General features: G+C 43.4%; 28 protein-coding genes and 1 riboswitch. Of the genes, 15 read left to right on the forward strand and 13 right to left on the reverse strand.

The window, feature by feature from the left end:
- Positions 1 to 291 precede the first annotated feature (291 nt).
- Complete coding sequence (uvsE, locus tag AE2B122_RS05685; protein WP_095219139.1) at positions 292 to 1248, reverse strand: UV DNA damage repair endonuclease UvsE; 957 nt, start codon at positions 1246 to 1248, stop codon at positions 292 to 294.
- A gap of 191 nt (positions 1249 to 1439) precedes the next feature.
- Between uvsE and AE2B122_RS05690 the strand changes: the two genes are divergently transcribed.
- The 5 genes from AE2B122_RS05690 to AE2B122_RS05710 all read left to right on the forward strand — a co-directional run bounded on the left by AE2B122_RS05690 (position 1440) and on the right by AE2B122_RS05710 (position 5391).
- On the forward strand, positions 1440 to 1952 hold the full coding sequence (locus AE2B122_RS05690) for a DUF4178 domain-containing protein (RefSeq protein ID WP_095219140.1): 513 nt from the start codon (positions 1440 to 1442) through the stop codon (positions 1950 to 1952).
- 23 nt (positions 1953 to 1975) lie between these two features.
- Positions 1976 to 2644 (forward strand): PspA/IM30 family protein, encoded by a 669-nt coding sequence (locus AE2B122_RS05695; protein WP_095219141.1) that lies wholly within the window; start codon positions 1976 to 1978, stop codon positions 2642 to 2644.
- Positions 2645 to 2740: 96 nt separating this feature from the next.
- Positions 2741 to 3391 carry a DUF4247 domain-containing protein gene (locus tag AE2B122_RS05700; RefSeq protein WP_175073349.1) on the forward strand — a complete coding sequence of 217 codons (651 nt, stop codon included), beginning with the start codon at positions 2741 to 2743 and terminating at the stop codon, positions 3389 to 3391.
- A gap of 26 nt (positions 3392 to 3417) precedes the next feature.
- On the forward strand, positions 3418 to 3813 hold the full coding sequence (locus AE2B122_RS05705; RefSeq protein ID WP_095219143.1) for a DUF350 domain-containing protein: 396 nt from the start codon (positions 3418 to 3420) through the stop codon (positions 3811 to 3813).
- 27 nt (positions 3814 to 3840) lie between these two features.
- On the forward strand, positions 3841 to 5391 hold the full coding sequence (locus AE2B122_RS05710; protein ID WP_254593431.1) for a polyamine aminopropyltransferase: 1551 nt from the start codon (positions 3841 to 3843) through the stop codon (positions 5389 to 5391).
- On the opposite strand, the gene AE2B122_RS05715 is transcribed toward AE2B122_RS05710, so the two are convergent.
- The gene (locus tag AE2B122_RS05715) at positions 5385 to 5828 is read right to left on the reverse strand and encodes an Lrp/AsnC family transcriptional regulator (protein WP_095219145.1); all 444 of its coding nucleotides are present in this window, start codon (positions 5826 to 5828) and stop codon (positions 5385 to 5387) included. The two genes, AE2B122_RS05710 and AE2B122_RS05715, sit on opposite strands and share 7 nt — an antisense overlap.
- Before the next feature lie 213 nt (positions 5829 to 6041).
- Between AE2B122_RS05715 and AE2B122_RS05720 the strand changes: the two genes are divergently transcribed.
- The 4 genes from AE2B122_RS05720 (at position 6042) to aguB (ending at position 9519) form a co-directional block, all read left to right on the forward strand.
- On the forward strand, positions 6042 to 6653 hold the full coding sequence (locus tag AE2B122_RS05720; protein ID WP_095219146.1) for a YitT family protein: 612 nt from the start codon (positions 6042 to 6044) through the stop codon (positions 6651 to 6653).
- A 60-nt stretch (positions 6654 to 6713) separates the two neighbouring features.
- The gene (locus tag AE2B122_RS05725; protein WP_095268910.1) at positions 6714 to 7529 is read left to right on the forward strand and encodes a DUF2785 domain-containing protein; all 816 of its coding nucleotides are present in this window, start codon (positions 6714 to 6716) and stop codon (positions 7527 to 7529) included.
- 77 nt (positions 7530 to 7606) lie between these two features.
- Complete coding sequence (locus AE2B122_RS05730) at positions 7607 to 8638, forward strand: agmatine deiminase family protein (protein WP_095268908.1); 1032 nt, start codon at positions 7607 to 7609, stop codon at positions 8636 to 8638.
- Positions 8639 to 8643: 5 nt separating this feature from the next.
- Positions 8644 to 9519, forward strand: a complete 876-nt coding sequence (gene aguB, locus AE2B122_RS05735; RefSeq protein WP_095268906.1) for an N-carbamoylputrescine amidase — start codon at positions 8644 to 8646, stop codon at positions 9517 to 9519.
- 33 nt (positions 9520 to 9552) lie between these two features.
- Here the strand turns inward: aguB and AE2B122_RS05740 are convergent, their stop codons facing one another.
- The 5 genes from AE2B122_RS05740 to AE2B122_RS05760 all read right to left on the reverse strand — a co-directional run bounded on the left by AE2B122_RS05740 (position 9553) and on the right by AE2B122_RS05760 (position 13308).
- The gene (locus tag AE2B122_RS05740) at positions 9553 to 9879 is read right to left on the reverse strand and encodes a YnfA family protein (RefSeq protein WP_095219150.1); all 327 of its coding nucleotides are present in this window, start codon (positions 9877 to 9879) and stop codon (positions 9553 to 9555) included.
- Between the two features lie 78 nt (positions 9880 to 9957).
- The gene (locus AE2B122_RS05745; RefSeq protein WP_095267113.1) at positions 9958 to 10857 is read right to left on the reverse strand and encodes a glycine betaine ABC transporter substrate-binding protein; all 900 of its coding nucleotides are present in this window, start codon (positions 10855 to 10857) and stop codon (positions 9958 to 9960) included.
- A 19-nt stretch (positions 10858 to 10876) separates the two neighbouring features.
- Positions 10877 to 11626 carry an ABC transporter permease gene (locus AE2B122_RS05750; RefSeq protein ID WP_095268904.1) on the reverse strand — a complete coding sequence of 250 codons (750 nt, stop codon included), beginning with the start codon at positions 11624 to 11626 and terminating at the stop codon, positions 10877 to 10879.
- A 13-nt stretch (positions 11627 to 11639) separates the two neighbouring features.
- On the reverse strand, positions 11640 to 12611 hold the full coding sequence (locus AE2B122_RS05755) for an ABC transporter ATP-binding protein (RefSeq protein WP_095219153.1): 972 nt from the start codon (positions 12609 to 12611) through the stop codon (positions 11640 to 11642).
- 13 nt (positions 12612 to 12624) lie between these two features.
- On the reverse strand, positions 12625 to 13308 hold the full coding sequence (locus AE2B122_RS05760; RefSeq protein ID WP_281252940.1) for an ABC transporter permease: 684 nt from the start codon (positions 13306 to 13308) through the stop codon (positions 12625 to 12627).
- A 415-nt stretch (positions 13309 to 13723) separates the two neighbouring features.
- On the opposite strand from AE2B122_RS05760, the gene AE2B122_RS05765 reads away from it, so the two are divergent.
- The 3 genes from AE2B122_RS05765 (at position 13724) to AE2B122_RS05775 (ending at position 16647) form a co-directional block, all read left to right on the forward strand.
- Positions 13724 to 14743 (forward strand): PTS transporter subunit IIC, encoded by a 1020-nt coding sequence (locus tag AE2B122_RS05765; protein WP_095219154.1) that lies wholly within the window; start codon positions 13724 to 13726, stop codon positions 14741 to 14743.
- A gap of 103 nt (positions 14744 to 14846) precedes the next feature.
- Positions 14847 to 15794 (forward strand): bile acid:sodium symporter family protein, encoded by a 948-nt coding sequence (locus tag AE2B122_RS05770; protein ID WP_245840361.1) that lies wholly within the window; start codon positions 14847 to 14849, stop codon positions 15792 to 15794.
- A 109-nt stretch (positions 15795 to 15903) separates the two neighbouring features.
- Complete coding sequence (locus tag AE2B122_RS05775) at positions 15904 to 16647, forward strand: ZIP family metal transporter (RefSeq protein WP_175073350.1); 744 nt, start codon at positions 15904 to 15906, stop codon at positions 16645 to 16647.
- Between the two features lie 195 nt (positions 16648 to 16842).
- Here AE2B122_RS05775 and AE2B122_RS05780 read toward each other — a convergent pair whose 3' ends face one another.
- From AE2B122_RS05780 to AE2B122_RS05800, 5 genes are all read right to left on the reverse strand, one after another.
- A complete protein-coding gene (locus tag AE2B122_RS05780) occupies positions 16843 to 18171 on the reverse strand; it encodes an ABC transporter substrate-binding protein (RefSeq protein WP_175073351.1) in 1329 nt (442 codons plus the stop codon).
- 19 nt (positions 18172 to 18190) lie between these two features.
- The gene (locus AE2B122_RS05785) at positions 18191 to 19003 is read right to left on the reverse strand and encodes a carbohydrate ABC transporter permease (protein ID WP_095219157.1); all 813 of its coding nucleotides are present in this window, start codon (positions 19001 to 19003) and stop codon (positions 18191 to 18193) included.
- Positions 19000 to 19926 carry a carbohydrate ABC transporter permease gene (locus tag AE2B122_RS05790; RefSeq protein ID WP_175073352.1) on the reverse strand — a complete coding sequence of 309 codons (927 nt, stop codon included), beginning with the start codon at positions 19924 to 19926 and terminating at the stop codon, positions 19000 to 19002. Before AE2B122_RS05790 ends, AE2B122_RS05785 begins: the two co-directional genes overlap by 4 nt.
- On the reverse strand, positions 19923 to 21047 hold the full coding sequence (locus AE2B122_RS05795) for an ABC transporter ATP-binding protein (protein WP_095268899.1): 1125 nt from the start codon (positions 21045 to 21047) through the stop codon (positions 19923 to 19925). The genes AE2B122_RS05790 and AE2B122_RS05795 overlap by 4 nt, the downstream gene beginning before the upstream one ends.
- A 187-nt stretch (positions 21048 to 21234) precedes the next feature.
- The gene (locus AE2B122_RS05800; protein WP_095219160.1) at positions 21235 to 21486 is read right to left on the reverse strand and encodes a GlsB/YeaQ/YmgE family stress response membrane protein; all 252 of its coding nucleotides are present in this window, start codon (positions 21484 to 21486) and stop codon (positions 21235 to 21237) included.
- Between the two features lie 267 nt (positions 21487 to 21753).
- Here AE2B122_RS05800 and AE2B122_RS05805 point away from each other — a divergent pair, with 267 nt between their 5' ends.
- Entirely contained in the window at positions 21754 to 22566 is an 813-nt protein-coding gene (locus AE2B122_RS05805; RefSeq protein ID WP_175073353.1) for a glycerophosphodiester phosphodiesterase family protein, read from the forward strand.
- Between the two features lie 38 nt (positions 22567 to 22604).
- On the opposite strand, the gene AE2B122_RS05810 is transcribed toward AE2B122_RS05805, so the two are convergent.
- Positions 22605 to 22745: a hypothetical protein gene (locus AE2B122_RS05810; protein ID WP_175073354.1), complete on the reverse strand. Its 141-nt coding sequence runs from the start codon at positions 22743 to 22745 to the stop codon at positions 22605 to 22607.
- A 196-nt stretch (positions 22746 to 22941) separates the two neighbouring features.
- On the opposite strand from AE2B122_RS05810, the gene AE2B122_RS05815 reads away from it, so the two are divergent.
- Together AE2B122_RS05815 and AE2B122_RS05820 are read left to right on the forward strand one after the other, a co-directional pair.
- The gene (locus tag AE2B122_RS05815) at positions 22942 to 23268 is read left to right on the forward strand and encodes a MerR family transcriptional regulator (protein WP_038563668.1); all 327 of its coding nucleotides are present in this window, start codon (positions 22942 to 22944) and stop codon (positions 23266 to 23268) included.
- 497 nt (positions 23269 to 23765) lie between these two features.
- A riboswitch (SAM riboswitch) is annotated at positions 23766 to 23873 on the forward strand.
- Positions 23874 to 23967: 94 nt separating this feature from the next.
- A complete protein-coding gene (locus tag AE2B122_RS05820; protein ID WP_095219162.1) occupies positions 23968 to 24777 on the forward strand; it encodes a MetQ/NlpA family ABC transporter substrate-binding protein in 810 nt (269 codons plus the stop codon).
- Positions 24778 to 24785: the final 8 nt, after the last annotated feature.

Raw genomic sequence — 24785 nt, forward strand, 5'->3', positions numbered from 1 at the left:
ATCCAGAAGACTTCGACAAAGTGATTGCTGTTTCAGTTTTGACTTAAAAAATAAGATCGCCTCTTTCTCCTCAGTTGGTAGTAAGGTGGAACTATCAGCGCCATTATTATGCGATGATGAGCGGAACCTCCCAAGCAACACCTCATGTATAAGCAATGCTGGCGCTATTAAAGTAATAACTGAATGAAGCGATTAATCAGCTACGCGAATGTATACTGCGCTATAGCAAAGACCTAGGAGCAATTAAATTGAAATGAAAACAGGCATTCCGCTGATGGAATGCCTGTTTTCTTATAATTCTACTGTAGCTTCTCCTATTCTTTTCACACCCCGTATGCGAGCGACATCTTCTGCCAGCTGTAACGCGGCTTTATCCTTCTGTTTTGCTTCAATCATGAAATCCACTGATTGGCCAATTTCTTTTAAATGCTTAATTAAAGGCATCAGGAATTCTACATCCACATAGTCAGCATGACTGCGATATGCCTTCTCTGACTTAGGAGAGGAAGTATGGATTTTTGGTACATGTTTACGGTCTTTCCATGTAGCCATAAAACGCGGGAGAATCTCTTCTAATGGCTCCTCTTCTGTATGATTTGCCATGTAATGATGGATATCGAACATCATTGGGATCTGGTGTCTTTCGCATACCTCCAATGTTTCCGTTGTTGTATACGTCTTGTCGTCGTTCTCCAACGTCATTTGTCTCTTAATCGGATCGGGAAGCTGTTTGATGTTTTCGTGGAAACGCTCCAGGGCAAGTTCTTTGTTTCCATATGCACCGCCGACATGGATGTTGATATATGCTTCGTCTTCTAATCCCATAGCAGTCAGCATATTGTAATGGTATTGCATATCTTTGACAGCATTTGAAGTAATATGCGGTTTATCGCTTGTAAAAAGGGTAAACTGATTCGGATGAAAGCTTACGCGGATGCCGTATTCCCGCACTAGCCGTCCAATCTCCTCATATAAGTCAGTGAAGGGCGAGATATAGTCCCATCCAACTTCTTCGTGGGTCGCGAGTGGCGCAACGGAGGAAGAAAATCGGTAAAGCTTGATTTGATGGGCAATATTATAGTGAAGGATACGGATTGTACGCTCCAGGTTTTCCCTTGTAATTGCTTGCAGCTGTGCCGTTCTTTCTTCTTTTTCTAGCTTCGACCATCTGGCGAATGTCATAGTCTTTGCTGGTGATGCTTCATATAAATTCAATGCAGTAGATACGTAGCCGAAACGGATGATCATACAATTTCTCCTTTGTGACAATCTGTAGCTATTTTCCCCTTCTTTTGACTCTGATAATCCTGTTTTGCGTAGTAAGTCCATGCATGTCCGGCTGTACACCTGTATAATTAGTTATAAGCAGGAAAAAAGTTTGAAACCTTCTGTATCCCTGCACGTATATAAGATACAAGATAAGAGGATGGTGAAAGGTTTTGGGTATTCTTTCCCGTATATTCAAGAAAAAGTCCCCTGAGCGTCCTGCTGTAAGGGAACGTCATGCACTATCCATCCAAGTGGGCGACATCGTCGAATACGATTTGGTCACCTATGAAGTAGTCGGAAAAATCACTTCCCGACAAGGGAACTATGAATGGTTCGATTACCAGCTGGTGGAAGGGGATACGACCATATGGCTATCAGCTGAAATGGATGATGAACTGGAGCTGGGAATATATAAAAAAATCCCGCTATCGGTATCGAAACCATATCCGAAGCAGCTGACGCATGAAGGCCGGACTTACTTCCTTGATGAGCAGGGTGAAGCTAGAGTCGTTGGTGAAGGAAGAAGCCGTAATGTGAACGGCTCGATCGTCCATTTTGCGGATTATTATGATGAGGATGAAGAACATTTCCTTGGCCTTGAAGGCTGGGGGAGCGAAGTTGAAGTCAGCTATGGCTATGAAATCAAACCGCGTGAAATTAAAATCATTGCGGGTTCAAATTAAATTAATCAAAGGAGAGAATTATTATGTTTAAATTTTTTAACCGTGTAAAAACAGTCGTAAACTCAGAATTGAATGCAATGCTGGATAAAGCGGAAGACCCGGTGAAAATGCTGGATCAGTTCATGCGTGACATGGAAGCGGATATTCGTGAAGCGGAAACTGCGGTAGCGAAGCAAATTGCTAATGAAAAGATGCTGAAACGCAAATACGATGATGCCAAGGCTATGGCGGATAAACGTCAGCAACAGGCTGAGACAGCAATCGAAGCTGGTAATGATGATTTAGCACGCCGAGCTTTGGAAGATAAGCAGACACATCAGCAGACAGCTGATTCACTTTACGCATCTTGGGAGCGCGCATCCAGTGATGTTGCGTCCATCCGTCAGAAATTGGATGAAATGAAAAAAGAATATGCTGAAATGAAGCTGAAGAAAGATTCCTTGAAAGCACGTGCGGAATCTGCCAAAACACGTACGAAGATGAACCGTACAATGTCCAATATTGGCAGTGACGAGTCCCGCGGCGGCTTTGAACGTATGGAAGAAAAAGTATTGCAGTATGAAGCAGAAGCTGAGACGAGTGAGGATATGTCCCGATCCAATCGTTCCTTAGATGATGAATTTGCTGCACTTGATAAGAATGGTGTCGACGATGAGTTAGCTGCTTTGAAAAAGAAAATGGGTAAAGAATAAGCAGCCATTGCCATCGGCAGGCTGACCCTTGCGTGAAGCAAGGGTCTTCGTCTGTCTGCTTTACATATGGAAATCGATAAGAAGGGAGGAGCCTTCATGAAATACTGGCTGGCTGGATTTTGCATGGTATTTGTTCTTATTTTGGCTGGGTGCGGTAATTCCGAGGAGCAAACTGCTTCTGTCAGTGATATACCGGATGAACCTGATAAGGAGACAGTTACTTCAGAGTTTGAGAATAGCGTAGGGGAATCAATCGAAACATTGATTGATAATAACTTCTATTTGCTTGATGTTGTTTCCGGTGATAGACGCGGCAGTGCAAATGTATATGCAACGCGCCTTTATACAGTAGACGAATTGGAAGAACTGTTCAAACAAGCCGAAGGACCGGATGAAATCAGCGATAAGAAGAACGGACAGCAGATAATGATTTACGACGATGTCTTCATTACCTTGAAACCGAGTGAGGATGATGAGGATGTCACATTGATAGAAGTAGCGGACCGGACATTTGTGCGGAATAACTACTCACCGAACTATTTAAATACATTCTTTACATTTGCTCTATTGAATTCTCTCTTTGGCAGTAATTGGAGCCAGAACAGAATGGATACTTGTCAGAGCGGCGGCTGTTATGGCGGCTACACGTCGACATATCGGTCGAATGATGATGGCGGTTCGGGCGGCAGCAGTACGAGACGCGGTACGTCTAACTATCGAGGCGGCGGACCAGATGCTGGTAAATAAACAAACCTATAAGGAGGCATAGAATCATGAATCCATTTTTATCGACTTTTCTATACTTTATCATTGCAGTTGTGATCGTTATCATCGGTCTTATCATTTTTGAGCTGATCACACATAAATACAAGGACTGGGAAGAAATTGAAAAGGGCAATACAGCTGTGGCTTTATCGATTGGCGGTAAGATCATTGGAATCTGTCTTGTACTGTCATTCTCCATTTATCACAGCAGTGAACTTTGGGAAACACTTATCTGGGGCGCGTATGGTGTCGTTCTGCAGATGATTGCCTACTTCGTATTTGAGGGTGTGACACGGCGTTTTTCTGTTCAATCCAAGCTGAAAGAAAACAATGTCGCAGTTGGGATTATTTCTTTAGCTGTTTCAATTGGTCTTGGGTTCGTCATCGGGGCGTCCATTACGTAAGCTAAAAGAAGTTCGGAGATGAAAGACATGCAGCAGAAAGTAACAAATAAAACCTCATTCATTTATTGGGCTTCCGGTATCGTTTCCATTTGCGGTATTATATTTGAAGTCTTGTTCGGGGCTCTTGGGTCCTATATTCTCGGAGATGGTGTGAAGCAATATACACTCACCATCTCTTTGTTTTTGACTGGTATGGGTATTGGCGCCAGCATAAGTGAACGTGTGACGAAACGACTTATTCTCGCATTCATTTATATCGAATTCTTTGTAGCTTTGATTGGTGGCTTTTCGAGTTTTACTATGTTTGGGATCACAGCATACACTCCTGACGGAACAGATGCGTTCTATCTCTATTTCGTCACCATTATCGTTGGAGCGCTTACCGGAGTAGAGCTGCCGATTCTCATTAGGAAAGCGAATGAGATCGGGGAGACAATTGGCCGCAGTACAGCAAGAGTACTTTTCAGTGATTATGCAGGCGGTCTTATTGGTGGGCTGCTTTTCGCCTTCTTGCTGCGCCCGCAGTTCGGAATCGTCAAATCAGCTTTTTTAGTTGGCCTAGTCAATTTAATAGTGGCACTGGTCGTCCTTTGGTTATTCCGGGAAGAAGTGAAGCGGGTTGTACTGCACGCTACAGTCGGTATAATCATCGGAATTCTGCTCATACTTGGTGTCTTTTTTGGAGAAGCAACTGCATTTTCATTTGAGCAGAAGCTTTACGAGGATCCAATCATTCACATGGAACAAAGCCAATATCAGAAAATCATTCTAACCCAGGATGGAGATGATTTGCGGCTGTATTTGAATGGCGGATTACAGTTTAGTTCGTTCGATCAGCATCGCTACCATGATGCACTTGTACACCCGGTTATGTCACAAGCTAAACAGCATGAACACGTTCTCATACTTGGGGGAGGGGATGGCTTAGCGGCGAATGAGATTCTGAAATATGATGATGTTCAGGATATTACACTAGTTGACCTCGACCCTGCTGTTACAAAAATGGCTGAGACGGAGCCGAGGCTGCTCGACTTGAACAATCGCTCGCTGCTGAATGACAAAGTCACCATCCATAATCAGGATGCCTTTACTTACTTAAAGGAAACGGACCAGGTCTATGATGTCATCATCGTCGATTTGCCTGATCCGAATGATGAGAGTTTGAACAAGCTGTATACCGAGGAATTCTACTCTTTAGTGCGCAATCACATGCATCCAGAGGGAGCGATGATCGTTCAGGCAACAAGTCCGGTGTTCGCAACTGAATCCTATTGGACAATAGACGAAACAATTCGTGCAACAGGGTTGGAAACGGAAAATTTACATCTGGATGTGCCGAGTTTTGGCAACTGGGGATTTGTTATGGCTAGCAGGAATCCAATCGATCCAGAAAATCTTGACGTTACCGTACCAACCGAATACTTAAAGTCGTCTATGATTCCTGGAATGACAGAATTCGGAAAGGATGAGGATAAGGAAATCACCAATGCAGATGGAGAGAAAGTAACACTTCGTCCCAATACATTGGTTGATCCTCATTTGATTGAAATCTATCAACAGGAATGGAAGCATTACTGATCTTCCCTAGGCAGCAATGCCCGGTAAGCTACCGGAGATGTCAGCACAGTTGATGTATTGAATGCCCCATATGGAATCAGCCGATCGATCAATTCCCGCATGCCATTCATGTCAGGGACTGCTGCCTTCAGCAAATAATTGATCGGTCCGGTCACCCGGTGGCATTCAAGCACAGCTTCTTCTTTTGCAATCAGATTTTCAAACTCCAAATGAGGAATCTTCAATTCACTAACCTGGATGAACAGCAAAATATCCAGTCCAACCTTCGCATGCGCTACTCGGGCTGTGTAATGCTCGATGACACCGCGCTCCTCAAGCCTTGCTATCCGTTCTGAAACGCTCGGTCTGCTCAGTGCAAGCTTCTTGGATAATTCGCTTATTGTTATCCTCCCATCATGCTGCAGTAGCTCCAGCAGCGTACGATCGATGTGATCCATATTTGTTCTCCTTTCACATTGCAGGTGATCCCTGCATATAATTTTCATTATGAAACCCGAATCATGATATTGCCTGCAAATATCTATTCATTTCTTATGTTATTTATTCTAACATAGAAAGTGAATAAACAGGATGTCGTGATTTTAAACGCTCATATTGTCAATTGCGGGCGTGTTTCAACATGGATTTTAACTTGGAGAGGAGCAATTCGTTTGCCGCAAAAGTATCTTAAAATTATTCTCGGCTGTTTCCTGGCCAGCATTGGTCTGTATATGCTCAAAAGCGCTGAGCTGGTGACAGGAGGAACAGCAGGGCTTTCCTTAGGATTATCATATCTAATGTCTATGCCTTTCGGTGTCGTCTTCTTTATTATCAACATACCATTCTATATCTTTTCATTTATCAATATGGGTTGGCGTTTTACGGTAACTACAATTCTATCCGTATCAATCCTGACGTTATTCTCATTTCTCCATCCGTTTTATCCCGCTATTGAACTGCCGGGCATCGTTTCAGCTGTGGCTGGCGGCCTGATTATCGGATTTGGCTTGATCATCCTTTTTGCGAACCAAGCATCATTAGGAGGAGCCAATATCCTCGCTTTGTTCCTGCAGAAACGTTTCGGAACAAATCCTGGAACAATCAACTTTATCTTTGATTTCTGTGTTGTTATGGTCAGTCTTTATTCAGTAGGTCTTATCAAAGGTATCTATTCCATTGTTTCCATAGCAGTTACTTCATTTGTTATCAGCTACTTCAAAGAGAAGTTCGCTAAACCATTACCAAAACCGAATGCAGTACCAGTTGCGCAAGCAGCAGAGTGAACGAAGGAGAAATCCTTCGTTTTTTAATGGTATAATTTGGTTCGTGAGGGGGATGGTGGAATGGAAAGAGAAGCCTTGAAACAAAAGCTTACAGAACTAGCTGAAACCGAAAAAACATCAACTCATATAGAGGGTTTATTATTTTCTATGCTGCCGTATATCGGTGATCTGGATCCAATATTACGTGATAGGTTGATTTATGGATTGGCGAACAAATGGATAACACAAGGACTAGTTTCGCCAAGCGCGATGAATCAAATTCTGGAGGAGCTCCTGACAGAACGATACCTTTATAAAAAAGAAAAATACACTAGAAGTTTTACAACACTATGGATTGCAGCTATTCTTTATCGCCATAGAAAGGAAGCGTTTCTGTCTGCGGACGCAATTGAACGAGTCTTCCAAGCGCTTCTCACCTATTTCCAGCAGGAGACTGTTGGAGAAGGTTATGATGAAACATACGGATGGGTTCATACGTTAGCGCATGCTGCTGATGCACTGGATGAACTGATTCAATTAGCTGAACTGACAAATGATCAGCGTCAGACAGTTGCAGGGGAGATTATTAACAAGATGGCTTTCCCGTATTATGTCCTTTCACATGAAGAGGACGAGCGTATGACGATTGCGATTCATTCTGCTTTACGGAATGGATTGTCACCGGATATAGTTGGATGCATGGTAAAGGAAAAGGCATCTGAAGTAATTGCCTTCTGGCCTGAAGTCACCGAAGCGAACCTGCATATCCGTGCGAATTATAAGCAGTTCATCCGCAGCCTTTACTTTTGTCTATCTGACTTCCCATCCCTGAAGAAAACGTTACACGGATGTGAACAGTTATTTTCTGCTATCTATCATAAAAAGCCTTCATCCTGATTGTTGTTCAGGTACTTTTGTTATATGATATTCCGGAAAGTCTGTTTTAAAGAATCTATAATAAAGAGTGATGCGAAATGGAAAAACATTTAATATATACAATGCCTCCTGAATGGGAGAAACATGAGCGTACGCTGATCAGCTGGCCTGTGAAAGATTCTATGGTCTACCCAGAGGATTGGGAAACTGTTTGTAATGGTTATGCAGAACTAATTCTTGCGATTGCAGAATTCGAGCCAATCACTGTATTAGTAAATGCAAAGGATCACGATGCTGCAGCTGCTTATGTAGGACAAGATGAAAATGTAACATTACTTGAGGTTTCTCATAACGATGCATGGCTTCGAGATAACGGTCCGACATTCGTCCGAGATGGAGCTGGCAAATTGGCTGGTGTGAACTGGCGTTTTAATGCATGGGGTGAAAAATACTTCCCTTGGGATCTAGATGATGCAGTAGCTCCGGCTGTTTTGGATCACTTTGGCGTGAAGCAACTGGATGCACCATTAGTGTTAGAAGGTGGATCTATTCACGTAGATGGGGAAGGGACACTGATTACTACAGAGGAATGTCTCTTAAATCCGAATCGCAACTCAGATCTTTCTAAGGAAGATATCGAAGCATACCTTCGTCAATATCTCGGCATTGAGAAAGTGATTTGGCTGAAACGTGGTGTAGCTGGGGACGAAACGGATGGACATGTCGATAATATCGCTTCCTTTGCAGCACCAGGTAAACTGCTGCTGCAAGTGACAGATGACCCTGAAGACGAGAATTATGAAATCACCCAAGAGAATCTTCGCATTCTCGATGAAACCAAGGATGCAAGAGGACGTCAGATTGAAGTAATCGCTATCCAGCAGCCGCCGAAGGCTACCTGGAACGATACGCGTTTGACATTGAGCTATATCAATTTCTATTTTGTAAATGGAGGAATCATACTTCCTGTTTTCGGTAATACAGCAACAGGAACGGATGAGCGGGCAATCAAGCTGCTGCAAGAGCAGTACCCGGATCGCCGAATTCGTACAATTGATGGATTAGCTATCATCAAAGAGGGCGGAAATGTGCATTGTACAACACAGCAGATGCCTGCAGTGAAGGAGTGAAGTAATTGAGAAAGGTAACATTAGCAGCAACACAGATGGCGTGTTCCAGTGTCGTGGGGGAGAATATCGCGAACGCTGAGAAGCTTGTACGCCAAGCAGCAGCTCAAGGTGCGAATGTCATCCTGCTGCAGGAGTTGTTTGAAACACCATACTTCTGTCAAAAGGAAAAGCCTGCTTACTATGCGTTTGCTACAGAACTGGATCAAAACAAAGCAGTGCAGCATTTTAAGCAAGTAGCGAAGGAGCTTGGAGTAGTACTGCCGATCAGTTTCTATGAGAAAAAGAACAATGCGAACTATAATACAGTAGCCATGATCGATGCTGATGGCTCTGTGCTTGGTATCTACCGAAAAACACATATTCCTGATGGACCTGGTTATGAAGAGAAATATTACTTCTCCCCTGGGGACACTGGTTTCAAAGTGTGGGAGACGAAATTCGGAAAGATAGGCGTGGGCATTTGCTGGGATCAGTGGTTCCCGGAAGCAGCGCGCAGCATGGCGCTTCAAGGAGCAGAAATCCTGCTGTACCCAACAGCGATCGGCTCAGAGCCTGAGGATGCTAGCATTGACTCGAAGGATCATTGGCAAATGTGCATGCGCGGACATGCAGCAACCAATCTAATGCCTGTTTTAGCATCAAACCGGATTGGCGTGGAAACCGACGAAGATTCCTCTATTACGTTCTATGGTTCTTCCTTTATCGCTGGACCGCAAGGGAACTTGCTTGCGGAAGCAGGACGCACTGAAGAAGAGATCCTGACTGCTACATTCGATTTGGATGAGCTGTCTATGCAGCGTGTGGAATGGGGATTATTCCGTGACCGCCGTCCGTCGATGTACCGTAATATCTTAAGCTCCGATGGCTCAACAACTGTATAGAACGAAAGCTGCCAGCATAAGCTGGCAGCTTTTTTAATGTCGCGGTGCCCAAAGCATAACCGCGACACCTGCTATACATAATCCGGCACCAATCCAGTCATACATATCCGGTGTTTCCTTGTCAATGAACCATCCCCATAGGATGGACAATACAATGAAAACACCTCCATATGCTGCATATACACGTCCAAATGAAGGGAAGGTCTGGAAAGTGGCAATCACTCCGTACATAACCAAGGCAATGCCGCCGAGAAAACCAAGATAGCCAGGGCGGCCATCACGCAGCCACATCCAGATCAAGTACCCTCCGCCAATTTCAGCAATACCTGCGAGCAGGAAAATGAGAATCGATAATAACATTCTTTCGTCTCCTAGTATGTAATACATCTATGGTAGCGCAAGATACATACAAAAAACGACCCTGTCCGGGTCGTTTTTTCAGTCCTTGAGTAAATTATTTTCGTCGAGGAAGTCCTTGGCTACACGTTCTACACTCTTTTGCTCAATATCTACTTGGTAGTTCAATTCACGCAAGGTATCCTCTGTCAGGGCATTCTGGAGCGGCTCCAGTAATTCTGTCAGTTCAGGATACTCATCCAGAGTTTCCTGATTGATGGTGGCTGCATAATTGTAGGAAGGGAAAAACTTCTGATCATCTTCCAATATTTTTAGATCCATTGAATTAATCTGAGGATCGGTTACAAAAGCTTGGGTGACGTCGATTTCATCATTTCCTAATGCTGTGTAATATAAACCGATTTCCATTTCGCGGATATTGGAGTCAGGAACTTTGAATCCATAATGCTCTTCTAATCCGGGCATTCCATCTCTCCGATTTCTAAATTCCGTCTCCATCCCGAATCGGAGATCTTCCGGGTTTTCTTTATCATAAGCTGCCAAATCACTTAAAGTCTCTATGCCTAATTCATCGGCTTTGTCACGTTCCATCACCAATGCATAAGTATTGTTAGCATCAGTTAAGTTTGTCCAGGCAATGCCGTTATTCTTATCCAATTCCTTAACCTTTTGCATCGCTTCATCTTTATCTGCAATCGGCTCTTGATCCAAATAGGTGACAAGTGCTGTACCAACATACTCCCATGACATATCGACTTGGCGCGTTTCGATCGCTTGACGCATAGCGGAGGAGCCTAGATTTTGAATTTCTTCGACATTATAACCGTTATCTTCTAATATGAAGGCCGTCATTTTGGCTATTACGAGCTGCTCAGTAAAAGTTTTTGCTCCTACAGTAATACTTTTCCCACCAGGTCCGCAAGAGCTTAGTACGACAAGCAGAGCCATTAAGAAGGCGAATAGAGTTAATCGTTTTCTCATGAATTCAGGTATCCTTTCCTTACGAATTTTGTGCTTTTCTGGCAAGTCGGAGTCCTTTTGGCACTAAACCAAACTGCAGCCACTTGAACAGATAGTCAATCACGATGGCAAGCAGAGTGACGGGAACTGCTCCAGACATTAAGAAAGCATTATCGAAGAGACGGATACCAGTGAAAATCCATACACCCAGACCGCCGGCGCCAATTAGATAAGCAAGTGCAGCTGTTCCGATATTGATGACCAATGCTGTACGCACTCCTGCAATAATGGAGGTGAGTGCATTCGGCAGTTCTATTTTCCAAAGGATCTGTGCATTGGTTAGTCCCATGCCTTTGGCTGCATCAATCATGTTGTCATCAACGGAATCAAGGCCAGCTATCGTATTTTGTAAAATAGGCAGCAGGGAATAGACGAATAAGGCAACTACTGCTGCGCTGATTCCAATACCTAGGAAGCCCATGGCTAATGCAAGTACAGCTAAGCTTGGAATCGTCTGCCCAAGATTTGCGATGCCTACGATCAGCCATTCAGATTTACGGAACTTAGGCCGTGTAACGAAGATGCCTAGTGGTACTGCAAGCAGCACAGCAGCAGCTCCTGAAAGGAGTACAATCGTAATATGCTCACCGAGTAAGCGTAGGAAAGTATCCGGCTGTTCCCAGATTTTGCTGAACATATTGTTAGCGAATGCCCAAACAAAGAAAGCGATGAGCAGTGCCCAGAAAATAAGCTTGATAATCAAGGCGATGGTTTTGTTTGTCCTATCCATGATTACAGCCCCCTCAGACGCTCTCCTTGATCTCACGGTGTAAGAACTGCTCGATCAAGTCTAAAGTAATACTTCCTTTGCGCGTGCCATTGTCGTTCTCTACAATCAGCTGATCAGCTTCCTGGTTTAAGATCTTCGATATAGCCACTCGCAAGGAAAGGTTCTCGTTGATATTCTGAGAATCAGGAGATTCCATCACAGGCTTTAGTGTCAGTGCATTTGCAAGATCTCTCACTGTATACAGACTCATGCTCTTCAGCACACGGTCCTGACCGACAAACTCTGCGACAAAGCTGTTGGCTGGTTTGTTAAGCATTTTTGCTGGTTCCGCGTATTGCATCATTTTTCCGCCTTTAAGAAGCGCAATCTTATCTGCCATCTTGACTGCTTCATCAATGTCATGGCTGACAAAGAGTATGGTTTTCTTTAGTTCCTTCTGAATTTGCAGGAATTCCTCTTGAAGGTGAGTACGGATGATTGGATCAAGTGCCCCGAATGGTTCATCCATTAGCATAACCGGTGGATCTGCTGCCAAAGCACGGGCTACACCGACACGCTGCTGCTGCCCTCCGGAAAGCTCATGTGGGTATCGTTTCCGATATTCATCAGGTTTCAAGCCTACAAGTTCCATTAGCATATTGAAGCGATCACGCATTTTTTTTCTGTCCCAGCCGAGCAGGTTCGGAACAATCATTGCATTATCCTCGATGTTCATATTGGGGAATAGTCCGTTTGATTGAATGACGTACCCAATATTGCGGCGCATTTCAATTTTATTGGAATGCCGCACGCTCTTGCCGTTGAGCATGATATCGCCGTCAGTAATGCTCTCCAGCTGGTTCACCATCCGAAGCAAAGTCGTCTTTCCGCAGCCGGAAGGACCTAGCATGATAACCAGTTCACCATCTTCGACCGTAAAATTCATATTTTCAATAGCTTTCACATTGCCGTTGTATACCTTTGTTACATCGTTAAAATGTATCATAATGTCACCCTTATTATTTTTTAACACCCTTAGGCGTAAATATATTTTCGATTAAGCGAAGGAACAAATCAGCAATCAATGCTAAAACAGCAACCGCAATTGCTCCTGCCAGGATCATCGTATTGTTCGTACGAAGGATTCCTTGATAGATAATGCCTCCCAGACCTCCAGCACCGATTAATGTAGCGATAGCACCGACACCGATATTTAGAACGGTAGCAGTACGGATACCAGCCATTATTAATGGCATGGCGTTTGGAAGCTCCACTTTGTAGAGACGCTGGAATGTAGTCAGTCCAATACCATTTGCAGCGTCGCGAAGATCAGGATCGACATTGCTGATAGCTGTGTACGTATTCCGGATGATCGGCAGCTGTGAGTAAAGTACAAGTGCGATGACAGCCGGTAACGTACCGATTCCTTCGTTTATGAGTGAAAGAATTGGAATCATGATTCCAAATAAAGCAAGGCTTGGAATAGTCATCATGATAGAAGCAATTTGGAGAATAGTGGAGGCTGCGTATTTATTGACGGAGCAATAAATACCTAATGGGACACCGATCACAATCGCGATGATAATGGCTAAACCAACAAGTTTGATGTGATCCCATGTATATCCAAGTATAAATGTAAAATTACTAGTGAAATAATCGATTAAATCCGTAATGGGAGGGCACCTCCTAAATTTGTCATGCAAAGGTTCTTGTCAGACTTTTGCTACCTATTGTTATACCCAGATAAACCAACATCCTAACATGAAAAAATAACCATTACAAAGATAGGATTAACTTATAACACTAAGTATGGTGGAGTAAACAGGAGGAAAATAGGCTTGAGGATAGCTGAGCATTGTAAATCAAGGGATTTCCTTCTCGACATAAGCTCAAAGTTTTGACTAAGGAAAAATATAAAAAAACTGAAAATTAAATAACATTATAAAAAATATATTTACTTCCTCCTAAAAATGATGGTAGTATATCTAAATACTAATATGTACTCATTTAATATGTACAAGATTGTAAGGAGTCACGCCCTTATACACAAAAAAAGAGAGAATGGAATGCTAAATAGTCAGAATTTAATAACTATTTAGTGGAGAGGGAGCGAGAAGAATGAAGGAATACTTTATCGAACGAATGTACAAAGCATCACAAGGAATGGCGAATGCAGTCCTCGTGACCCTCGGTATTGGTTTATTAATGGAGACTTTTGGTGAATTTTTAAACTGGCCAACATTAATTGCTGTCGGTACTGTTGCAAAAGCGTTGTTAGCACCAGCCTTAGGGGCAGGAATAGCTGTTCAGCTAGGCGGTAATACGTTAGTTGTCTTCAGTGCTATGATCAGTGCGACTATCGGCGGAGCTGCAATGACTGTAGGCGATGACGGTTTACTGACATCGATGGTCTCAGGACAGCCAATCAGTGCTGTGCTTGCTGCTGTCGTTGCAACATTTGTAGGAAAACGGGTAGCAGGGAAGACACCGCTTGATATGATGGCTATCCCATTTGCAGCAGTACTTGTAGGAGGGATCGCTGGAGCGGGACTTGCTGCCGTTACAACACCGCTGCTGACATGGATGAGCGGACAGATTACCAACTCTGTTACTGGCTCGCCGCTGCTAGCATCTATTGTCATTTCGTTAGTATGGAGTATTTTGTTGATGACACCGGCGTCTTCAGCAGCATTGGCTATTGCACTGCAGCTGGATCCGGTATCCAGTGCGGCAGCTTTGATCGGCTGTACGGCACAATTTGTCGGATTCACATTCATGAGTATCCGTCAGAACGATTTAGGTGGTTTCCTGGCACAGTTCGTCATTACACCAAAAGTACAATTTCCTAACTTAATAAAGAATCCAGCACTCGTCATCCCGCCATTTGTAGCGGCAGTTGTTTGTGCACCGATTGCAACAGTGCTGCTAGGTTTTACAACATCCTACGAACTGGCAGGATTGGGCTTGAATTCATTCATTGCCCCGCTTAATATCTTGGCCAGCCAAGGCTGGGAAGCTTTCTTGATCTACTTAGTAACAGGCGTTATCATGCCTCTGATCATTTCACTTGGCCTTTATCATGTGATGAAATCGATTGGATGGGCTAAGGTCGGCGATTTGCGTATGGAAATTCAATAATAAAAGCCGCAGCTTAAAGCTGCGGTTTTTATTTATCATACAGCTATGAATATTATTGATATACTGATGGGAGATACAAAATTAGAAAGAAGGATATCCTTCCATGGATCAACTGAATCGTGTACTTGCAAGATACATGCCTTTTCTGACCCCGGCAAGCGTACTGGCAGGTTTTCTCTTCGCGGATTTTCTCCATTATGGTGAAGCATTGGTACCTTGGATATTTGCATGTATGACATTCGCAGGAAGCCTATCAGCCAATTTCAACAGTCTGCTGCATGCTGTTAAAAGGCCAGGACCGATGCTGCTTGCTTTTGGCGTGCTTCATTTCATCATGCCTTTGATTGCACTTGGTTTAGGTCACGTGTTCTTTTCTGGAGATGTAAACACGATCACGGGGCTTGTGCTGCTGACGGCCATTCCGACTGGTATTACTGCATTTGTCTGGGTTGCCATGCAGAAAGGAGATATAGGTCTTACGTTGTCGACAATACTCTTAGGAACATTGCTTTCTCCTATGCTAGTTCCTTTGATCTTGCATTTCTTAGTCGGAGGAGACGTCCAGCTGGACATATTACCGATGATGGAAGGCTTATTATGGATGATTGTCATTCCTTCGATAGCAGGCATGCTTGTCAATCAACTCTGCAGCAAAAGCGTTACAAGCACATTGAGTAAGAACCTGGCACCATTTTCAAAGATTGGCCTCATGGCTGTCGTTTCCATTAATGCTTCCGTAGTCGCACCTTATTTGAAGGGAATGGATATGACAGTCTTAGGAATTGTGTTGCTTGTATTCTGTTTATCCTTCTGTGGCTATCTGCTAAGCTGGCTGCTCGGAAAATTATTCCGTTACGATAGAACCGAGATTGTCAGTGTAACCTTTATTGGGGGGATGCGGAATATCAGCGCGGGTGTGGTCCTTGCTGTGAGTTTTTTTCCAGCTCCTGTCGCTATCCCTGTTGTCATTGGAATGCTGTTTCAGCAGGTATTGGCTGCAGTATTCACTAGCCTCCTGAAAAAATATGAACCGCAGCAAGCAGCTGCTTAAAAGAAGACCGTTCGACGGTCTTCTTTTCTTATGTTGGAAATGCTTCACCCATGTTTAATTTCTTTCCATTATGGCAATGGCTCTACATGATACGGAAAGGAAGATGCATATGTGGGAAGCTATTTTATGGGGAGCCATCGCCGGATCTGCCAGTTTAATCGGTGCAGCTGTACTGATGCTTGTTCCAGTAAAGAAGCGAATTATCGGTTTTATCATGGCCTTAGGTACAGGGGCGCTGATCGGTTCTACCTCCTATGAGCTATTGGAGGAAGCATATGAAATCAGCGGTGGCTTGCAAGAAGAGGCAATAGGATTTCTTGGAGGAGCAGTTATCTTTACAATATTGGATATTGTTATATCACGCAGCGGCGGGAAGAATCGCAAAAGCAGCCGTCTGCACGAGACACATAATAAAGAGGAGAAAGGTTCAGGCTTGGCGATATTTGCGGGAACTGTAATGGATGCGATACCAGAATCGGCCATGATCGGCTTGAGTTTGGCAAGCGGGGGAGGTGCAAGTACTGCCTTGATCGTATCCATTTTCATCAGTAACTTTCCTGAAGGTCTTTCCAGTACCTCGGGAATGCAAAGCAGCGGCTATAGCCGGAAGCGCATCATTATCATGTGGATAGCCGTAATGGTTATCTCCGCTTTGAGTGCATTAATCGGAGCTGCATTACTTCAGGATACAAGCGCTAGTACAAGAGCGATACTTAATTCATTTGCAGGAGGAGCAATTATTGCTATGGTGGCATCCACTATGGCGCCTGAGGCATATGAAGAGGGAGGACCAGCTGTAGGAATTGTAACTGCAGTAGGGATGTTCATCGCCTTTTCATTGGCGCATGTTTAAGCATAGCTTACGCAGGGGATATACAAACAAAAGAATGGAGGCGTTTCAACATGAAAAACCTTATTCGGAAAGCGATCAAGTATGGACCTGTCGTCTATCCTATCGTTAAGAAAATTATCAATAAACGCAAAGCGAAGCGTTCTGGAAGAGCTTCGTATTAAAAAACCGTGAGAGCATATGCTCTCACGGTTTTCTTTATCTGCTGCGACTGCCTTTTTCAAGGACAGTGTCCACTTCAGCGGCTGCTTTATCTAGTGCAGCTTTTGGATCTTCACCTTGGTATAGACTCTCCATACCAGTTACAATCTGCTGCCGTGCTTCTGGGAAGATGGAAATTAAAGCACCTTGTGTTGCCGTACTTGGCACTGTATCGTGCAGCTGGTCAACAGTTACTTTTAACTGTGGGTATTTTTCCCACTCTTGTTTTACGATATCTTTTTCATAAGCAGCTGGGTTGATGGCGAAATAACCAGATTCAACATGCCATTTTGCCTGAACCTCTGCTGTTGACAAGTATTTCATGAAGTCCCAAGCAGCTTGCTGCTGATTCTCTTCTATATCCTTCGCCATCCAGAGGGAAGCTCCTCCGATGATAACGCCTTGCGGATCAACATCATCCGGGTGCGGCAGATAAGCTACGCCAACCTCGAAATCGGCATTATCGACGAGTCCTTTTATACCGGCAGAGGAATCAAGCATCATTGCCATCGTGCCAGTTTGGAAGGATGCCCGCATATCATCCCAATTTTGACCGCTATTATAAAAAGTTCCTTCCTCGTACATATCACGTATTAATTCAAATACCTTTTGACCTTTTTCATCGTTGAATGAAGCTTTTGTTGCTTCGCCTTCGCGTCCATTTTCATTATCGACGAACATACCTCCCTGTGTGGCAAGCAATTCTTCGAAGAACCATCCATAATTCAAAATGGAAAGACCATATTGTGACGTTTTATCTCCTTCTTTAATCGTTAGCTTTTCTGCAGCATCCTTCAGCTCGCTGTATGTGCGTGGCGCTTGCTCAGGATCAAGGCCGGCTTCCTTGAATGCATCCTTGTTATAGGCAAGCACAGGAGTGGAGGAGTTAAATGGCATAGAATACTGCTCGCCATCCACTTGATAATAGGAGGAAATATTCTCTTCCCATTGTGATGTATCGTAGTTTTCTTCATCGATGAATTTCTGTACAGGCTGGATATTTCCGCTGTCTATCATTTGCTTTGTACCTGCTTCAAAAATCTGTGTAACTGCGGGAGCATCTGCAGTACCCGCAACAGTATTCAATTTTGTCAAAGATTCCTCATATGAACCTTGATAAACCGGCTTTACAGTATATTTATCCTGTGAACTATTGTATTCGTCTACGATTTCATTGACACTTGCTTCTAATTCTCCGCCCATGGCATGCCAGAAGATGATTTCTGTCTTGCCATCCTCAGTTGTACCGCTCGCAGAATCCGTACTGGAACAAGCGGTAAGGAACAGTACAAATAAAACAGATAAAACAGCTAATAGTCTTTTCATCATATAACCTCTTTCGATTTTATTTGATTGCACCTTGCGTGAGACCTTTTTGCAGTTTTTTCTGTCCGGCGAACAACAGCAGCAGCGTAGGCAGGATTACGATGACTACACCAGCCATGACGATACCCCAATCGGATGCGATTTCTTGTGTTTGCAGCTGCTTAAGCCCGATCTGGACGGTTCTTGCCGATTCTGTGTTTGTGACTAACAGCGGCCAAAGATACATGTTCCAATTGGTCAGAAAGCTGTAAATACCTAAGGTGATTAAGCTCGACCTGCTGACGGGCAGGATGACATTCCAGAAGAAACGAAATCTGGAAATACCAGCTACCTGAGAAGCTTCATAGAGTTCTTGTGGTATTGTCTTGAAATGCTGGCGTAATAGAAAGGTTCCGAATGCCAAAGCAAAGAACGGAATTGTCAACCCGAGATAGCTGTTTGTCCAACCTAGGCTTTGTATTGTCATGAAATTCGGTACCATCGTCGCTTCCCAAGGTATCATCATGGTTGAAATAAACAGGAAGAAGACAAAGTCTCTGCCTTTGAACTTCATGAAAACAAAGGCGAAGGCAGCTAAACTGCTGACTAGCAGCTGTCCGATCATAACGATGGCAGATGTGACAAAACTGTTTAGCAGATAGGTTAGCAGCGGCACCTTTTGAAATACCTCTAAGTAATTATCCAATGATAGACTGCTAGGAAGAAGTTGTCCGCCCATAACTTCTCCGCCATCCATGAAGGAGATGCTGAAAGCATAGAAAATCGGAAACATCATGATGATAGCGCAGATGACCAGGACGGTATAAAGACTGATCCGCTTTGCAAGAATCATTGGTAATGCACCTTCCTTTCGCCAAGCTTAAACTGCAAGGCTGTCAGCAGCAGGACACAGAAGAATAGGATAACTGCCTGTGCACTCGCCGAGCCGACATCATTATTAATGAAGGCATCCTTATAGATGGAATAGACGATTACATTTGTTGATTCTACTGGTCCGCCCTTGGTAAGAATGTCAATTTGCCCGAATGTCTGAAAAGAGTTGATAAACGATACTGTCACGATAAAGAATAATGTAGGGGACAGCATGGGCAGTGTGATTCGGCGGAGCTGATAAAGATAACTTACACCTGCTACTTTTGCATTTTCGTATAGATGGGTATCGATGTTCTGTAATCCGCCAAGTATGATCAGATATGCGAAGCCTGCATTCATCCACACTGTGGATAAAGATACTGCGAGCAAGGCATAATCAGGATCCTGCAGCCATTGAATGGCTGGAAAGCCTAACCATTCAGCAATTCTGCTGAATACGCCGATTGAAGGATTATACATGAACATCCAAATGACACTGGATGCGGCAACGCTCATCCCCATTGTGGAGGAAAACAACGTACGGAATATGCCGATTCCCTTAATTTTTTCATTTGTCAGCAATGCAAGGAAGAGAGCGAGCAGGATACCTGCAGGTACTGTGTATAGTACAAAAAGAATGGTAGCTTTAACGCTGCTCTGAAAACTGTCTGAGCTTAGTATATACTGGTAGTTTTCTAATCCGACGAATTCGAATGGACCCATTTGGTCAGCTAAAAAGAAACTCAAGTATATAGTTCGGAACATGGGGTAAAAAACAAACACGCCGAACAGGATGATAGAAGGAAGCAAATAGAGCCAGCCCTCAAGGAAGGTGAATAGGTTCCGCATTGGGCGGCGGCTTTCTTGAGATGGAACAGGCTGCAGGTCCCGGCTGTCATTCATCTGAGTACCTCTCTGGCTGTCTGGTTTGGCTGTCCATCATTGGCTGCCCATAGAATCCGTCCATTGTCTTTTGAAAAGAGGTGGATAGCGTCTAAGTCGAAACGGATTGGTATCCTGTCCCCGACAGAGAATTGCCATTGACCGTTCCATCGGGCAATCCATTGATCTTTGGCATTATCCAGGATGAAAGTGATGAGCGTCTCTGTACCAAGTACCTCAGTATTAACGACCTCTACCACAGCATCTGCTTGCTCGGGAGCGGAAAACAGGATGTGCTCTGGCCTGATACCAACTTGAACATTTTTGCTTGCTGCTTTCACATTGCCTTTCATCGGGTTAGGCAATGTGCAGTGGGGTGATAGACCGATTCCGCTCGGAGAAACGTCAGCTTCCATTACATTCATGGCAGGTGATCCGATAAATGATGCAACGAATGTGTTGGCAGGGTGATTGTAGATATTAAGCGGTTTGCCGATTTGCATGGCTTCGCCTTCATGAAGGATCATCATCCGGTCTGCCATCGTCATCGCTTCGGTCTGATCATGCGTGACATAGATCATCGTAATTCCCAGCTTCCGCTGTATCTGCCTGATTTCAGAGCGCATCCGGGTTCGAAGTTTCGCATCGAGATTGGATAATGGCTCATCCATGAGGCAAAGAGGAGCTTGCGTCACAATAGCTCTTGCAAGAGCAACTCGCTGTCTTTGGCCGCCTGATAATTGACGTGGTTTACGTCTTAAGTAATCAGCTAAGCCGAGCATCTCGGCAGCTTCAAGACAGCGGCGTCTTTGTTCCTCGCGTGAGATTTTCTTTGTATGTAAGCCGAAGGTGATATTTTGTTCTACATTCAAATGCGGATACAGTGCATAATTTTGAAAAACCATAGATAAATCCCTTTTATTCGGTGGTGCATCATTCATTCTCTTGCCATTCACAAACAATTCCCCGTCCGTTATTGGCTCAAGACCAGCTATCATGCGGAGAATTGTGCTCTTCCCGCAGCCTGAAGGCCCGACAAGGACGAAGAACTCACCTTGCTGCAGCTGCAGATTCACTTGCTCAATTACATTTTTTTTGCCATCATATGACTTTTTTAAACCAGCCAGTTCTACATGTGTCATAATCTGCTCCTTTCCGCGAATTCATCTATACTATAACGAGTGAAAATTGAGTTAACGTGAAGTGTGGGTGAAAAAGCGTTTACAGAGAAGAGGGGAATGGTTATTTATTTTACAAAGCTCATACAATCTCAGAAAAAAAAAAGGACTTGCAGGCAATATTGCCTGCAAGTCCTTTTTTTGTGTTCTATTACTTTCTACGCATTTTGCGTAAGATAAGGCTTAATACAAAGACGAAGATAATGGCACCGATTAAAGCTGGAATGATTGCCATCCCCGCTAGATCTGGACCGAAGTCTCCAAAGATAAGTCCGCCAAGCCATGCTCCGACAATACCGGCAATGATATTACCAATGATGCCGCCTGGAACGTCACGTCCAAGGATCAAGCCTGCTAGCCAGCCGATAATACCACCGATAATTAGATATAAGATAAAACTCATAATAACTACCTCCAAATAAGTGATGTGATTTAGTGTGTTGTAGAAATAGCATTCCCGAACTTACAAGATTGCAAACATCTATTGCTTTGTTGCATGTTTACATGTTCTTAAGATAAGCTGCATCATTCTACACAGCAGCTCAACATCCCCTTAATAAAAGGTCGTTATATTGAAAGTACAAAGAAGATGAATAAAGATCACCGTCCAATTCTTGTACTTTCCATATTGCAAAGATTACAATCCAGATACTTACAGGGAGATGATCGAATGATGAATCAGATTAGTCCATCGTACGAGTCCGTAACTACAAGATCGCTTGATAGTCAGTCCGTGCAAAATGGTATCCTGCCAGTCATTGCTCATCGCGGTGCTTCCGGATTTGCACCTGAAAATACAATTGCAGCCTTTGACTTGGCTGTAGAGATGCAAGCCGATTTCATCGAGCTGGATGTTCAAATGACAAAGGATGGTCAGCTTGTCGTCATACATGACACATCAATCAATCGTACAGCTGCTGATGCCCCGGAAGAGACTGTATATGTGAAGGATCTTGCATTTACCGCCTTACAATCTTATGATGTAGGCGCTGGATATGATTCCGTATATGAAGGTCAGCGCATCCCACTGTTAGAAGATATAATCAGAAGGTATAAAGGAAAAACAAAATTCCTTATCGAATTAAAGTCACCAGAGCTTTACGATGGAATAGAGGAAGCAGTAGCTGAGCTGCTGGAAAGATATAAATTAGCTAATGTTCTTTATGAAGAAGTGATTCTGCAATCTTTTAACTTCGGATCTGTTGCATATCTGTCGCAGCTGTTGCCGCAAGTTCCGCTTGGTGTACTAACGTCAAGAAGTGCAGACCTTACAAATCGTAAACTTGATAAAATATCTACGTATGCAGACTATGTGAATACGCATTTCACTAATGTTACGCAGGATGATACGTTGGTTGGCAGGATTCATACACGTGGCATGCGGATTATGCCTTGGACAATTCGGGCTCCTGGCGAAGTACAACCCTTAATTCGAGCAGGTGTCGATGGTATCATTACAGACTATCCAAATTACGTGAAATAAAAAAAGGAGACCTATTTCGCAGGTCTCCTTTTTTCATGTCATCTATTCTGAACGAGTCGAAGCAGTTCGAATGCTCTGTCTCCTGCAAGGGCTGCAAGATCCTCCCAGTACTCATCGCGCTTCAGGTCGAGTTCTACAATCTGTTGGGCTAAATCAAGGGCTTCCTGATCATGTGCCACGTGCTTGACGCTCCTTTCAGTGTTTCCTATTTACTGTTACGTTCAGTATACTTATAGCCGAATTACTTTGCATTAAACATGTAAGCGATGCTGACGAACTATTTTGTTGTTTGTTAGGTTTCCTCACACAACACTAGGATGATTGGATAAATACGGTATAATGTGTAGTAACAGCACATGGTGATGAGGTGAACAGATGAGTAATGAGCCTTCTTACAAGAACAGGAAAGTGATCACAATAGGAATTGTGAGTGAACTGACTGGTCTGACTGAACGTAAAATTCGTTATTACGAGGAACGCAAGCTCATTTTTCCTGAACGTTCAGCGAAGGGAAATCGCAAGTACTCTTTTTCGGATGTAGAGCAATTGATCGAGATCGCCAACAAAAGGGAAGAGGGTGTGCAAACCTTCGAAATCCGTCAGCAGATGCTGAGAGACAAAAGGAAGGAAGCGGAAAGAGAGAGCCGCCAGCAAATGCTGCGTGGGCAAATCAATGCCCGCTTTGGTATACAGAGAGAGTAAGTGTGTGTACGTATGTGTTGGGAGGCCTTGTACACAGGAAAGCCGGATGTTTTCATCCGGCTTTTTATTGTGTTAAAAATTATAATTTGCGGTCTTTAAAATCATTCATAGTTCTCAAGCATGCTGTGATTTAAACCAGTTTTAAATAATTTTTAATGAGAAATAGTATACTCCAAGTAAAATGTTCAGATTACATATATAGATTTAAAAATCCGTTGAAATCGCCATAATTCACTTGGGAGGAAGCGTTATCTAAGGGGGTAACAAAGGATAGATGTAAACTTCTGTTGATTTTTGCCGCTTGATCAATCGCTTGTTTTAAAGGTCTGTGGTCGTATATTCTCGTATTCTTCGGCTGAGTCAAATGACTGCATACTCTCCTGCTATCCTAATACAAAAAAACAGATTGATTTTTCTATAAATTTTAAAATTATATTGACAATAACTAGATTGGAAGGTAAAGTAACAAACAGATCAACAACAAAAGTATAATGAAATTCTTATCAAGAGCGGTGGAGGAACAGGTCCTATGAAGCCCGGCAACCAGATCAATGATCTAGGTGCTAATTCCTGCAGACGGTGAAAGCCGTACTGAGAGATAAGAGAATTAGTGCATACGAATACCATGCGCCTCTCTTAATCTAGAGAGGCGCTTTTTTATTGTAGTTGATGACAGCGAAGAAAAAAGGGGAGAGCAACATGAAAAAAATCTTAAGCTTTGGACTTATCGGATTATTAGCATTATTCTTAGCGGCATGCGGCAATGATAAATCTGCTGCACTAGCAAATGACAAAATATTGGTCGGCGTCAGCGGCGGACCTCATGAGCAAGTGATGGAAAAAGTGAAAGAACTAGCAGCCGATGAAGGTATCGATGTAGAAATCAAAACATTCAATGATTATAATACACCAAACAGTGCGTTAGATGATGGAAGCCTGGATGCGAACAGCTATCAAACACTTCCTTTTCTAGAAGATCAAGTAAAGAATCAAGGATATGAACTAAAAGAAGTATTTAAGACACTTACGTTCCCAATGGGTATCTATACAGATAAGATTTCGGATATTTCCGAATTGAAAGAAGGCGACAAAATCGCTGTACCGAATGATCCTGCCAACGAATATCGTGCGTTGAAACTCTTTGAGACAGCAGGAGTATTGAAAGTAGATCCAGAAGCAGAGAACTCTGCAACGGCTAAAGATGTCGTTGAAAATCCACTGAATCTGGAAATCGTTGAATTGGATGCTTCTCAGCTGCCAGCTCAGCTTCCGGAAGTAGCAGCAGCGGCAATCAACACGAACTTTGCAATGGGTGCTGATTTGAATATCAATGATGATGCTATCTTTGCAGAGGAATCTGCAAACAACCCATGGTCCAACTACTTTGTTGTAAGATCAGCGAACACGGACGATGAAGTTGTGAAGAAGATTCAAGAAATCTATCAATCTGATGAAGTAAAACAGTTTGTGGAAGATGAATTCCAAGGATCCGTTGTTCCAAGCTGGTAAGGGGGAAG

It is taken from the genome of Terribacillus sp. AE2B 122 (assembly GCF_902497585.1).
GTDB lineage: Bacteria > Bacillota > Bacilli > Bacillales > Amphibacillaceae > Terribacillus > Terribacillus saccharophilus_A.